Raw genomic sequence first — 13884 nt, forward strand, 5'->3', positions numbered from 1 at the left:
GCTAACAAAATAAGCTATAAAACCGCTAAAAGAAGATTTAAAATGGAACTCAGAAATTTAGCTATTGCCTTGATAGTTCTAAAATGTGAAGGAAATTTAGACCATTTTGAAACCTAAAAAAATGGCCAGAATTTCTTCCGACCATGACTAACTAAATTGTCGGACTTTTTAAATTGCTTGATTTTATATTGATATCATCAAAACATATAAACAGACCGATTTTTGTGAATTTGAATCCACGATAATTTGGTAATATATGTAATGACTTTCCTCATTGTTATTTAATTGATGCATCAAAACTACATAAAATTATTTGATTATTGTATTTTTGATTTTTAAAAAAATTCTATGAGAAATTTAAAAACCAAGGTAATATTCTATTTTATTTTATCATTTTTAGCGCTAAGTTTTACTAACTGTGCTTCGAAAAGTAAGGCTGTAACAACTAAAAAAGAGACTATAAAAATCAATGCAAAAGAATCTATAAATGATAAAAACATCCTTTATCTAGTAGACGGAAAAGAGTTTCCTGCAAAGGATATTAATTCTTTAGATGTTAATAAAATTCACTCAGTTACAGTTATTAAAGGTGAAAATGATATTAAAAAATATACTGACAAAAAGTATGATGGTGTCATTATTATTGTGCTAAAAAAATAATCAGATTCTCAAATTCATTAATTTAAAAATCCTAAAAAAACTAGAGTTTAACACTTACTACGCTTCAATGAAAAAAACATTCTTATACTTAATTTTACTATTATTTTTGGCAGCATGTAACTCTCAAGACAAACGTCCAATAGCAGGAGAATCAGCATATCAAATAAAATTAAATACTAGCTATAAAGATGCTTCAAAATCGCCATTAAAAAAGAAAGATTTAAAGAGTTTTAAAGGGTTAGATTTTTTTCCAATCGATTCCACATTTATTGTAAAAGCTAAACTTACAAAAACAGAAAATGCACCAATATTTGAAATGGCTACAACAACAGATAGAAAGCCATTGTATAAAGAATATGGACTGCTAAACTTTACCTTAAAAGGCATTGATTGTGTTTTAACAATCTATCAAAGTCAAGATGATTTGCGTGATGAAAAATACAAAGACTATTTATTTTTACCTTTTACTGATGACACTTCTGGTGAAGAATCTTATGGTGGTGGACGTTATATGGATGTGATGATTTCTGACATTTCTGATGACAATACCATTACATTAAATTTCAACAACACCTATAACCCTTATTGTGCCTATAACGACAAGTATTCTTGTCCGTTAACACCAAGAAAAAACCACTTAGATGTTGCTATTAAAGCAGGAATTAAGACGTTTAAAAAAGACTAATTACTTCATATTTTTGTTGGTCATGTACAAACCATAAAGTGTACTAAAAACAACTTTATAACCAAAGAAGGTTTTCCATTGGTCACCTGCAAAGTTATTTTGATATAATGCTTTAAAGTCTCCTGAAAAAATTTCTGAAGAGCTATTTATCAATAAAGAGATGATAGTTACGATAACAAAAAAAGGAACAGCTACTTTGGCAAAGTTTATCCAAAACTGTCCGTTTTGTATTTTTTCAAAAAATGTCATTATTTTAATTTTTGATTGTTGTGATGACGATCATGATCGCGTTTAGTTTTAATATCTAATTTTTTTTCAAAAGCCTCTTGTAAATCCACACCTGTTTGATTTGCTAAACATAACACCACAAATAGCACATCTGCCAATTCTTCTCCTAAATCTTTGTTTTTATCAGACTCTTTTTCACTTTGTTCACCATAACGTCTTGCTATAATTCTAGCAACTTCTCCAACTTCTTCTGTGAGTTGCGCCATGTTGGTCAACTCGTTAAAATAACGAACTCCGTGATTTTTTATCCAATCGTCTACTTGTTTTTGTGCGTTTTGTATGTTCATCTTTTTAGGTTTCAAAGTTATAAGGTTCTAAGAAAAAGCAGATACTTGCTCCTCAACTTTTTCCCATTCTTCTAATAAAGTATCTACTTTTGCTTTTTTGGCTTTGTAGGTTTCAAAGAAATTAGGTTTAGATGATACTTCATCATAATTCTGAGCAAGTTCTAAATCTATTTTTTTTATTTCTGTTTCTAAATCAGCAATTTCAGTTTCTATTTTAGAAAGTCTATTATTCAATTTCTTTAACTCTTTTTCCTGCTCTTTTGAAAACTGATAAGCTTCCTTTTTAGAAGTATCTTTATCTTCGGCAACCACAGTTCTTTTTTCAGCATCCCGTAAACTTTCCATTTTATGCTGCTCTAAGAAATAATCGATATCTCCTAAATATTCTTTAATTTCTTTGTCTTTAAATCCGTAAACAGTTGTGGTTAACCCTTGTAAAAATTCACGGTCGTGAGAAACCACTATCAACGTTCCATTAAAATTATTTAACGCTTCTTTCAATACAGTTTTTGAAGCAATATCTAAATGGTTTGTTGGCTCATCCATTATTAATACATTGAATGGCTGTAATAATAATTTACATAAGGCCAATCTGTTACGTTCTCCTCCAGAAAGCACTTTCGCTTTTTTATCTACAGCATCTCCACCAAACAAGAAAGAGCCTAACATATCTCTAACACGCATTCTGTTAGAATCTGTAGCAGCATCTTCCATAATTTCTAATACTGTTTTTTCTGGTGGTAAATATTCTGATTGATTTTGTGCAAAATAACCTACCTCAACATTATGACCTAGTTTTAAATGTCCTTCAAAAGGAATTTCACCCACCATCATTTTTGCTAAAGTTGATTTTCCTTGTCCGTTTTGGCCAACAAAAGCAATTTTACTATTTCTTTCAATCAATAAATCAACCCCTTCTAAAACATCTTTATCTCCATAACTTTTAGACAAATTTTCAGCTTCAACAATAATTTTACCTGGTTCTTTTGAAATTGCAAAACGTACATTCATTGCAGCATTATCATCTTGGTCTACTTCAATCAACTCTACTTTATCTAACTGTTTCATTAGAGATTGTGCCATTGAAGCTTTACTCGCCTTTGCCTTAAACTTATTAATAAGTTGCTGTTTTTGTTTAATTTCTTTCTCTTGATTTTTCTGAGCTTGTAATTGCTTTTCTTTGATTTCTGCTCTTAACAACAAAAATTGTGAATATGGTTTTTTATAATCGTAAATCTGTCCTAAAGAAATCTCAATAGTTCTATTGGTTACGTTATCTAAAAACATTTTATCATGCGAAACTAATACTATAGCACCTGCATAAGATTTTAAAAAGTTTTCTAACCAGATTATAGATTCGATATCCAAGTGGTTGGTAGGCTCATCTAACAGTAAAATATCATTATTTTGTAATAATAATTTTGCGAGTTCTATACGCATTCTCCATCCACCTGAAAAAGTATCTGTTAGTTTATCAAAATCTTCTCTTTGAAATCCTAAACCTTGTAAAATCTTTTCTGTATCTCCTTGGTAATTATACCCTCCTAATAACTCGTAACGTTCTTGAAAGTCTGTTAAATCATGAATCAGTTGAGAATAAGCATCACTCTCATAATCAGTTCTTGTGGCTAATTGCGTATTAATTTCATCTAATTTTAGCTCAATTTCTTTAATTTCTTCAAAAGCTTGGTATGCTTCTTCTAAAATGGTTCTTCCTTGAACAAAATCAATATCCTGACGTAAAAAGCCAATTCTTACATCTTTATCAAAAGCCATTGTACCACCACTACTTTCAATATCTTTAGAAAGCACTTTTAAAAGCGTAGATTTCCCTGCTCCGTTTTTTCCTATTAAACCAATTCTATCCCCTTTATTTAATTTGAAGGTAATTCCAGAAAAAAGATCAGTTCCCATAAAAGAAACCGTTAAATTGTGTACGTTTAACATGAATTGTAATAATTGTTACAGATTAAGAATGGTAAAAAATTTACCTTTGCAAAAATATGTAAATTAAATCTTGTAATGTTAAAAAAAGGAACAAAGCTATATAGTATTGCAAAAGGAAAATGTCCGAGGTGTCATGAGGGTGAATTCTTTAAATATGGCTTTACCTTTAACCCTACAAAAATTACACAATTGCACGATAATTGTCCTAAATGTGATTTAAAATATATGATTGAGCCTTCCTTTTTTTACGGAGCTATGTATGTAAATTACGGTATAATTGTGGCCCTTTTTGTGGCTGTTTTTATTATTTCTAAACTAATTTTAGGTTTAACTATTATACAAAGCTTTGTTGCTATAATAATTGCTTCTCTAGTTCTTGCTCCATTAAACTTAAGGCTTTCTAGAATTATTTGGATAAATATGTTTATCTCTTATCAAAAGATAATTGAGACGACAAAGAAAAAGAACAACTCTAAAAGCTAGCTATTTTAATTTTTTTAAAAAGAAAATCGTTTTATAAAAAACGATTGATGTCGATTTCTTCATCCAATTGTTCTTTATATTCTAAGTGATTGAATAAGTTTTTAGCAACAGTTGGCGCAATCATTACTCCACGAGTTCCTAAACCATTTAAAACACATAATTGCGAGTGTTTTTGATGAACACCAACCAATGGTCTTCGATCTTTTACAGTAGGTCTAACTCCTGCAGTCTGATTGATAATTGTATACGGAACGTTGATTACTTTTTTTAATTTGGCTACTAACTCTTGTTTCCCTTCTTTAGATGGTAAAGAAGTTTTGTCTTTCCAATTAAATGTTGCACCAATTTTATAGTGATGATTTCCTAACGGAAGTACAAAAAGAGTAGATTTTAAGAGAAAATCAATATCTAAGTCTGGTGCGTGTATTGTAATTAACTCTCCTTTGGCTTCGTTTAATGGTAGATGATTAAAAAACGGATTTTCTTTAATACCAAAACCTTCAGCAAATACTATTTTATGACTTTGGATATTATGATAAACAACTGAATTATCAGAAATTTCTAAATTATCATATTTAAATTTCTCGAACTTAATGAGTTCGTTTTCATTGAGGTAATTACGGTAAGCCTTAACCAATTTTAACGTATCAATTCTACCAGTCTGTTTTACATTTCCAAAATTATAATCCGCTAAAACTCCAGGATACTTTTTTGTATCTAATTTGGCCTCTAAATACTTATTTAATTTTGGTTTATCTAAAGCTGCAAACCAATTATTCTGGTCTTCTATAGATTTAAATGATTTTTTAGTAATGAATTTTTCATCAATAGTGATATTCAGTTTTTTTTCTAAGCTTTCATAAAACGGAAGCGCTAATTCTAATTGCCTTTCAGCATTCCAAACAGGCGTAAATCTTTTTAAAATTACAGGATTATAAACACCACCAGCTACCAAAGAAGAAGTTTGAGAGTCATCTTCAAAAACAATAAAACTTTTATTAGCAGTAATCAATTCCTCACAAAATGCCAAACCTGCTAAACCTAAACCAACTATAATATAATCTACTTTCACTTTATAAAAATACTCTTTTTCAACAAAAAAGCATTCCTGAATTAGGAATGCTTTTTTTATATTTTTTTTAGAATATTAGTAATTCCACATGTCCATTTCTTTATTTCTGATATTTTCTTTAATCTTATTTGCTTCTAATAATTGGAATAAAGAATTACCTCTTACGTAATCTGCAATAGCTCTATTGCCATAGATATTTTCTTCTCTAACAATTACAGAACTAAATCTTCTTGCGTTTAATAAATGATCGAAAGAAATAGGTTGTGATGCATTTTTAGGATTAAAGACTTTAGCATCGTGCAACACTTCTCTTGCAGATGGAAAGAAAATCCAAAATAACTCATACAAACTATCATCCTCTATGTCAGCAACTCCAATTGTTTGAACATCTTTACCCATTGGTGCTAATGCCAATAATCTGTACTTTAACTCACCATGGCGTTTATCAAAATACCACATCCCTTTAAGCATGTAACCTTCAACATCTTGCGTTTGTAGTCTTATGGTGTCTGTGTACCCATTTTGTTCTCTGATACTCGTTAATCTTGTGTCAATTTCACTTTTTGTTATTTTAGAAGTGAAAAAAGAATCTGAATACGCATCTTTAATTTTTCCTTGTTTTATTCCTTTGATTAACGTATCAAATAAAGATCTTCTGTCGTTTGAAATATTAGTGGTATCGATTGGAAAATAATAAGGTAAATTTATTTTTTGGTTTAAATCTACAAACTCCCAAACTACTTTAGACCACAATACATCTCTGTCATCAATATATCCATAAGGAATTGGACCATCATTATCTGATGCCAATTGTTGATCGCTTTTCTTTCCGATTTCATCAACAGTTTTAGCATTCAATAAATTTGCTTGCGCATATATTGAGCTACTCATAATTGAAACGAAAATTAATAATAAACAGTTTTTAAACATATTTTATTTTTTTACTTCTAATTTGTTAATTCTATATTAACTGGTAACACTTGTTTAAGATCATATCCATTAGCAGAAGCTTTAATACCGTAAATATTAATGATATCGCCTCTTTTTGCTCTAGATAGCTTTTGTTTGGCTGCAGCAGTTAATTTTGTTCCATTAACTAATATAGTTAATTGACCTGGTACTTTTATTTTAAAGCTTTTTACTTTTATTTTTAAATCAAATTCAAAGTCAGGTAATCCAGCTGCAATTGGTGCATTAGCTAAACCAGATTTTGGCATTCTAACAGTACCATATTGACCACGAACTGACCCCATAGCTGCAGGAATGTCCTTAATTCTAAAGGTAGCCTTAGAGTTTACAGTTTTACCACTACTTAATTTTGCACTTACATTAATTGTGGCAAGATTTCCAGCTCCAGGTCTTATACTATATTTTCCTCTACTCCCTGTTAATTTTCCACCAGAAGCAGAAACATTTAAATTATTATCTCCAACACCTGGCAATGAGACTGATATTGGGTTGTCTAAACCTCTGTAAACCACATTCATTTTATCAGCAGAAACTACAGCATTGCTTGGTTCTGGAATAACAGAGTATGAACTTTCGAAAGGAACTTCTACAGGCTCACCTCCTTGTGTAAATGTTATTTTACCTTTAATATCATGATTTCCTACATTACCAGCTGGCATGTCTACAATAACTTGACCTGCTTCAATGTTATCATAGTCTCTACCATTTAAAATTACTTTATCAGGAACCATGGTAGCATCATAACGTCCAAGAACAATCTTACCTGTAACTTTTTCTCCTGCAAAATATGCGTTCTTATCTAAAGCAACAATACCTTTATAATTAGTTAAGGAAACTTCGCTTTCTAGTTGACCTCCTAATAAAGAATTCAAAATATCAGATTCTGTATTCTTTATATCTGCTTGCATTTGAGTTAAATTTGTTAAAGAAGCAACTAGAGGAAAACCTTTGTAACGGTAATCCAACCATTTAATTGTTTTACCATCTCTATTAGTCTGCTCTTCAGTACTAAATCTATCTTTAATTATTGGTGCAAATTTAGAGTCGGTCCCCAAAACATCTATTAATTCTGTTCTGTAGCTATTGATTTCATTCAAAAATTCTTGTCCTTCTGGAGTATATTTGTCTCCTTTAAAGAAATACTCATCTAAAAAGGAGGTCTTATCCATTGTTTCGTAATCTTTCTTATCTTCAATATCTGCAGTCATTTTATTTTTTAGATCTGCTAAATAAGAATAAAATTCTGACGAAGATTTTTTTATTTTATCTGCTTGAGCTTTTAACGGACCAAACTTTGCAGTTTGCTCTGATGCTTTTGTTGCTAAATTTGCATAAGCTTCATTATTTTTCTCAGTTGTTGAAATATTGTTTACAGTTAACTTTTCATTCATAAAACCAAAAGCAGATAAAACTTCTTTACTCATATTTAAAGCTAACATTGCAATAAATACAAGGTACATTAAGTTTATCATTTTCTGTCTAGCAGACATTTTTCCTGATGCCATAATCTAATTAGTTTTTTAAGTTAATATTCATTTTATATTTAACTAATTAGTTTTTATTCATTGCAGAAAGCATTCCTCCATAGACTGAGTTTAAAGAAGATAGGTTTTGCGCTAAAGATTGCATTTGTTCTTGAAGTTTTTCTGTATTTTGAACAACGGCAGAATTTAAATCAGCTTGTTTACTTGTATTTTCTACTTGAACTTTATATAGATTATTTAAAGACTCCATTTGAACAGCTGCTAGAGACATTTGCTCATTGTATTTGTTTGTAGAGGCAACTGATTCTGAAGCAGCTGACAAGCCTTCTGCAGCCGATTGAAAGTTTTTCATACTATTTCCTAAACTTCCCATTAATTCTGCATCGATATTTGCTTCTTGCAATAAATTATCTAATTTCTGAGACAATAAACCTTCGGCACCTACTTTCTCATCAGAAATAATACCATCTTCTCCTAATTCTGGATATACTTTCGACCAATCTAAGTCATCTTCTGGAGCATCAAAAGCAGATACAGCAAATACCAATGCTTCAGTTACCAATCCTATTGTTAACATCATTCCTCCTGTGATTCCAAAAATTTCAATATGCTGAATTTTGAATAAAGCTCCAATAATTACTACTGCTGCTCCCATTCCGTAAACGAAGTTCATTGTCTTCTTGTAAGATCTTGATTGTGCCATAATTTTTTTTCTAGTTTTTTTTTGTTTTATTTATTTGTTTGAAGTACCAATATAATTTTGAACGGTTCTAAACCCAATGTAACTTCTAGCGGTGTCTGCATATTCATAATCTCTAGAACCTACTTCTAAAAAGTATGCTACATCTTTCCAAGAACCACCTCTTATTATTTTTCTTTTATTTTTTCTATCTTCTACGTTTGGGTTCATTGTTGCTGCCATATAGTAAGAAGATGTATTATAAGCAGTGTTTGTCCATTCAGAAACGTTACCAGACATATTATACAAACCATAATCATTTGCATTAAAAGATTTTGCTTCCATGGTATACAAAGCTCCATCTACAGCATAATTTCCACGAACTGGTTTAAAGTTAGCTAGAAAACATCCTCTGTCACTTGTAGTACTTCCAGTACCCCAGGGATAAGTAGCAAATTCTAAGCCTCCACGTGCAGCATATTCCCACTCAGCTTCAGTTGGCAATCTAAAATCTGGAACAGACGTTGCGTTCTTTTTACTTCTTAAATAATCGTTTTTCTTTTTGGTTCTCCAATTACAAAATGCATTAGCTTGTCCCCAAGTTACTCCAACTACGGGATAATCTCCATAAGATTGATGATAAAAATAATCTTGATGCATTGGGTCGTTATACGAATAATTAAAATCTTTAACCCAGACAGTAGTATCAGGATAAATGTTTAAAACTTCGGTTTTTACAAAATCTTTTCTATTTCCTCCTTGTCTTGCTGCATTATCTCTATCAAACCAAGAATATCTATACTTTAAGAATTTTGTATTGAAGGTTCTAACTCCATCAACAGCTTCTTCTCTTGGAATAAAAAGTGAGTCCATCACCTCTACATAATCGATATCTGGAAACTCATCTTTTTCCCAAATAATTTCTGGTTCCCAATTTAATGGTTTTATAGAATCTAACCCATCTCCCAAACTCCAATAGTTTTCATACATGTATTTTTGATATGCTGTTGCTTCTGTTGTATCTGCAACTGCAAATGCATATTCATGAATTCCTCCAGACAGAGGTGTTCCATCAGGATTAGCTGTCCCAGACATTTCAGCAAACTCTTGTTGATACCCTAATCTGGTTCTTACAATAGAATCTCTTACCCAAAAAACAAACTCTTTGTATTCATTATTTGTTACTTCAGTTTCATCCATATAATATGGTCTTACTGTTACAGTTTTTGTAGGTGAACTCATTGTACCAATCAAATCTTGATCTTGTTTACCCATTGTAAATGAGCCTCCAGGAATTAAGGCCATACCAAAAGGTTTTTCAGAAAACCATTTTTTCTTAGACTTTACTCCTACTAATTCTCCTCTATCATTAGAGCCACAACTGTAAAAAACTGCTATTAAAAGTGCAAATATTGCTGCTTTTTTCATATTCTAATATATCTTTACTAAAAAGTTCGTAAACCTATTATTTTTTTTGCTAAAATACAATGTTGATAATGCATTTTAACGTTATGTTTTTTGATTATTCTGTATCTTACACTAATTTTCTCATCGCTTTATACCATTTTTCTGGTATAATTTGATTTGTAGCCTCAGTGTAATCTCTATATGTACATGGTATTAACGCATGTCTTTTGTATTTATTATCTGATAAAATATTTATCTCCATCCACCATCTTCCAGATTTATTACTTTTGTAAAATACTAAGGGATCATCGTTTTCTAAAAGAACCGTAAACTTCTGATAGTTTTCTCTACCTGAAAACGGATAATCTTTAACACGATAATTTACTCCTTCTATAAAATACCATATCATTTGAGCAACTAAATTTGCAGTTTGGTGGTTGTTATCGTACTTAGAATTGTATTCATAAATCCCAAAAGATGATACTTTATCACTTAAACCAGCATACCTTGATATAGCGCAAATTTCTTCTCCATAAAAACCATTAGGTGAGGCATTATTATTTGCAGGAGCTTCACTTTGTCTTACAGAACCTAAATCTATAGAAACAATATCTGCATTTCTAAAAGCGGGTTCTATATTTTCTAATTCTTTTGCCTTTCCTAATCTGTATGCATCAAAATTCAAACTTTCTAATAATGCTATTTCTTCTTGAGAGTTAAAATAGGTCTGATAGCCTACGTTACAATAATTAAATAGATTATTTGGTTCTTGCATTATAATTTTACTCAAATAGGATTGAGACGTTAACTCATCATCTAAATTACCAATATCAAAACGGCTATCAACAGCAGTAATATTAACAGTTTGCTCTAAAACGTCATAAGCTCTGTAATTGATATAGGTAATGTCTTGACCTCCACCTATTATTATTGGTATAATATTAGTTTTAAGTAAGTCTGTAATTATTTCTTGAACGGCAAAATAAGTGTCTTTAACAGAGTTTCCTTTTAAAACATTACCTAAATCAGCAATTTCTGTCTCCCAGTTTCCTGGAAATAATTGGTATAGTTTTCTTCTAATAAATTCAAGTTGATCACCGCAACCAAAATTATTTTCAGAATTTCTATCTTCTTGAACTCCAAAAATGGCAATTTTTACATTTTGTAAGTCAGGAAAACCTTCTTGAGATGAGTGAAACCGAATTTTTTTTCCTAGGCATAAGGAGGACTGCAACACTAAATGTGCCACAACCGAATCTTTTATAGGGGTTAAAAAATCTTGGTTCATCAATTTTTTTTAAAAAACATATGCAATATAGGAAATACTTATTTCTTTTTAGTAGTTTTTTTTGCTGTTGTTTTTCTTTTGGTAGTTTTTTTCTTTGGTGTTTTAGCTTCAATCATTTTAACAGCTTCTTCTTTCTTCAGTTTTTCAATTTTAGTAGTTTTTGGCAACTCTACCTTAATCTTACCTTTTATAACATTAAATCTTCCCCACCTTGCTTTTTCAACCTTAATTCCAACATCTTCCCAATTATGGATAACCTTATCAATTTCTTTTTGTTTCTTTTCTTCAATTAAAGTAACAATATCATCATCCGAAAGATTATCAAAATCATATTTCTTATTCACGTTGATAAACATTCCATTCCATTTTAAGAAAGGCCCAAAACGTCCAACTCCTTTTTGAACTGGTAAATCTTCATAATGATAAATTGGAGCGTCTGCTTTTTGCTTTGCTACAATTAGCTCTTCTGCTCTTGGCAAATCTACCTCCATAGGGTTTTCTCCTTTATCAAGAGAAACATACATCTTACCAAATTTCACATAAGGTCCAAAACGTCCATTAGAAACAATAACTTCTTCACCTTCATAAGTCCCTAAGGTCTTAGGTAGTAAAAATAACTCTAAAGCTTCTTCTAATGTAATTGTTCCTAAATGCTGATCTTTATTTAAACTTGCAAACTGCTTTTCTTCATCTTCTGGTGCACCAATTTGTGCAATTGGTCCGAATTTACCTAAACGAACCAAAACAGTTTTTCCACTTTGTGGGTGTTTTCCTAAAATACGCTCTCCACTTTCTCTTTCTGCATTTTCTTTTACATCTTCAACATTATCATGAAATTTGGTGTAGAAACTTTTAATCATTTCTGTCCAGTTTTCATCACCTTCAGAAATATCATCAAAAGAATTTTCAACTTTGGCAGTAAACCCAAAATCTAGAATGTTAGAAAAGTTTGCCACCAAAAAGTCGTTTACAATATTTCCAATATCTGTAGGAACTAACTTGTTTTTATCAGAACCTGTTTTTTCTGTTAGAGATTTACTTTTTACTGAACCGTCTACTAAAATTAATTGTTCATATTTACGCTCAACACCTTCATTTTGTCCTTTTTCAATATATCCTCTTCTTTGAACTGTAGAAATTGTTGGTGCATAAGTTGATGGTCTTCCTATACCTAATTCTTCTAATTGTTTTACCAAAGAAGCCTCTGTAAAACGATAAGGCGGACTCGTAAAACGCTGTGTAGCATTAATAAAACTATAATCTAATTGATCATTTACTTTTAAGTTAGGCAACATTCCTGCTTGTTCTTCTTCTTCATTATCAGTTCCTTCTAAATATACTTTTAAGAAACCTTCAAACTTTATCATTTCTCCATTGGCAGTAAATATTTTATCGTTTTTAGAATTTTCAATCTTTACGTTAGTTCTTTCAAGTTGCGCATCACTCATTTGAGATGCTAATGTTCTTTTCCAAATTAAATCATACAACCTATTCTGATCATATTCTGATGAAATAGAATGCATTTTCATATTTGTAGGACGAATCGCTTCGTGAGCTTCTTGAGCTCCTTTTGCTTTCGATTTAAAAACACGTTGTTTACTGTATTCTTTTCCGTAATAATTTACAATTTCTTCTTCAGCTTCATTTCTTGCATCTACAGATAAATTTACACTATCTGTTCTCATATATGTGATTAACCCTGCTTCATACAAACGTTGTGCAACTTGCATGGTTTTCCCTACTGGAAATCCTAATTTACGAGATGCTTCTTGTTGTAGTGTAGATGTTGTAAATGGTGCTGCTGGTGATTTTTTTGCTGGTTTTTTTGTTAAATCAGCTATTGAAAAATCAGCATTTGCACAAGATTTTAAGAAATCTTCTGCTGCAGTTTTAGAATCAAAATTTTTAGGTATGGTTGCTTTAAATTTTTTACCTTCATTATTTTTAAATTCTGCAACAACCTTATAATGTGTCTCTGCCTTAAATTCTAAAATACTTCTTTCTCTTTCTACAATTAATCGCACAGCTACAGATTGCACTCTACCTGCAGATAAACCTCCTTTAACTTTACGCCATAATACAGGTGATAACTCATACCCCACTAATCTATCCAAAACTCTACGTGCTTGTTGCGCATTGACCATATCATAGTCGATATCTCTAGGGTTTTCAACTGCTTTTAAGATGGCTTTCTTAGTAATTTCGTGAAAAACAATACGTTTTGTATTTTCATCTTTTAAGCCTAATTGCTCTTTTAAATGCCATGCAATAGCTTCTCCTTCTCGGTCTTCATCACTTGCCAACCAAACAGTTTCTGCTTTCTTTGCTAAAGACTTTAATTTCTTAACAACAGGTTTTTTATCATCAGAAATAATGTATTTTGGACTAAAATCTCCTTCAACATCAATCCCTAACTCTTTGGATGGTAAGTCTGCAATATGCCCATAACTCGATTCTACTTGAAACTCTTTTCCAAGAAATTTTTCGATGGTTTTTGCTTTTGCTGGTGACTCAACTATTACTAAATTCTTTGCCATTTATCTTCTTTTATCACTGAAAACGCCCTAAATCCGTATGATTTGGGACTGCAAAAGTAGTTAGTTTTTTGGTAAAAAAAATTATTTCTTCAAATTTC

The 13884-nt window shown here is 30.9% G+C and carries 13 protein-coding genes; 3 read left to right on the forward strand and 10 right to left on the reverse strand.

Features of this window, described 5'->3' with window-relative positions:
• Window positions 1–348: 348 nt before the first annotated feature.
• Window positions 349–660 carry a hypothetical protein gene (locus tag FP421_RS00470; protein WP_159946501.1) on the forward strand — a complete coding sequence of 104 codons (312 nt, stop codon included), beginning with the start codon at window positions 349–351 and terminating at the stop codon, window positions 658–660.
• Between the two features lie 67 nt (window positions 661–727).
• Complete coding sequence (locus FP421_RS00475; protein ID WP_159946503.1) at window positions 728–1345, forward strand: DUF1684 domain-containing protein; 618 nt, start codon at window positions 728–730, stop codon at window positions 1343–1345.
• Here FP421_RS00475 and FP421_RS00480 read toward each other — a convergent pair whose 3' ends face one another.
• From FP421_RS00480 to FP421_RS00490, 3 genes are read right to left on the reverse strand one after another with little or no spacing between them, the layout of a single operon-like run.
• On the reverse strand, window positions 1346–1594 hold the full coding sequence (locus FP421_RS00480) for a hypothetical protein (RefSeq protein WP_159946505.1): 249 nt from the start codon (window positions 1592–1594) through the stop codon (window positions 1346–1348). It abuts the gene before it with no gap.
• Window positions 1594–1920 (reverse strand): nucleotide pyrophosphohydrolase, encoded by a 327-nt coding sequence (locus FP421_RS00485; protein ID WP_159946507.1) that lies wholly within the window; start codon window positions 1918–1920, stop codon window positions 1594–1596. Before FP421_RS00485 ends, FP421_RS00480 begins: the two co-directional genes overlap by 1 nt.
• Window positions 1921–1947: 27 nt before the next feature.
• Window positions 1948–3867: an ABC-F family ATP-binding cassette domain-containing protein gene (locus tag FP421_RS00490; RefSeq protein ID WP_159946509.1), complete on the reverse strand. Its 1920-nt coding sequence runs from the start codon at window positions 3865–3867 to the stop codon at window positions 1948–1950.
• Between the two features lie 75 nt (window positions 3868–3942).
• Between FP421_RS00490 and FP421_RS00495 the strand changes: the two genes are divergently transcribed.
• Window positions 3943–4350 carry a DUF983 domain-containing protein gene (locus FP421_RS00495; RefSeq protein ID WP_159946511.1) on the forward strand — a complete coding sequence of 136 codons (408 nt, stop codon included), beginning with the start codon at window positions 3943–3945 and terminating at the stop codon, window positions 4348–4350.
• A 31-nt stretch (window positions 4351–4381) separates the two neighbouring features.
• Here FP421_RS00495 and FP421_RS00500 read toward each other — a convergent pair whose 3' ends face one another.
• The 7 genes from FP421_RS00500 to topA form a co-directional block, all read right to left on the reverse strand.
• On the reverse strand, window positions 4382–5422 hold the full coding sequence (locus tag FP421_RS00500; protein WP_159946513.1) for an NAD(P)/FAD-dependent oxidoreductase: 1041 nt from the start codon (window positions 5420–5422) through the stop codon (window positions 4382–4384).
• Window positions 5423–5497: 75 nt separating this feature from the next.
• Window positions 5498–6352 (reverse strand): type IX secretion system ring subunit PorN/GldN, encoded by an 855-nt coding sequence (gene porN, locus FP421_RS00505; RefSeq protein ID WP_159946515.1) that lies wholly within the window; start codon window positions 6350–6352, stop codon window positions 5498–5500.
• 17 nt (window positions 6353–6369) lie between these two features.
• On the reverse strand, window positions 6370–7896 hold the full coding sequence (gene porM / locus FP421_RS00510; RefSeq protein WP_159946517.1) for a type IX secretion system motor protein PorM/GldM: 1527 nt from the start codon (window positions 7894–7896) through the stop codon (window positions 6370–6372).
• A gap of 46 nt (window positions 7897–7942) precedes the next feature.
• Window positions 7943–8578 carry a type IX secretion system motor protein PorL/GldL gene (gene porL, locus FP421_RS00515; RefSeq protein WP_159946519.1) on the reverse strand — a complete coding sequence of 212 codons (636 nt, stop codon included), beginning with the start codon at window positions 8576–8578 and terminating at the stop codon, window positions 7943–7945.
• Window positions 8579–8608: 30 nt separating this feature from the next.
• Window positions 8609–9982, reverse strand: coding sequence for a T9SS ring complex lipoprotein PorK/GldK (gene porK, locus FP421_RS00520; RefSeq protein WP_159946521.1), 1374 nt, complete (start codon window positions 9980–9982; stop codon window positions 8609–8611).
• Window positions 9983–10088: 106 nt separating this feature from the next.
• Window positions 10089–11249 (reverse strand): formimidoylglutamase, encoded by a 1161-nt coding sequence (locus FP421_RS00525; protein ID WP_159946523.1) that lies wholly within the window; start codon window positions 11247–11249, stop codon window positions 10089–10091.
• A gap of 38 nt (window positions 11250–11287) precedes the next feature.
• Window positions 11288–13786, reverse strand: a complete 2499-nt coding sequence (topA, locus tag FP421_RS00530; protein WP_159946525.1) for a type I DNA topoisomerase — start codon at window positions 13784–13786, stop codon at window positions 11288–11290.
• Window positions 13787–13884: the final 98 nt, after the last annotated feature.

It is taken from the genome of Polaribacter septentrionalilitoris, from assembly GCF_009832745.1.
Lineage (GTDB): Bacteria > Bacteroidota > Bacteroidia > Flavobacteriales > Flavobacteriaceae > Polaribacter > Polaribacter septentrionalilitoris.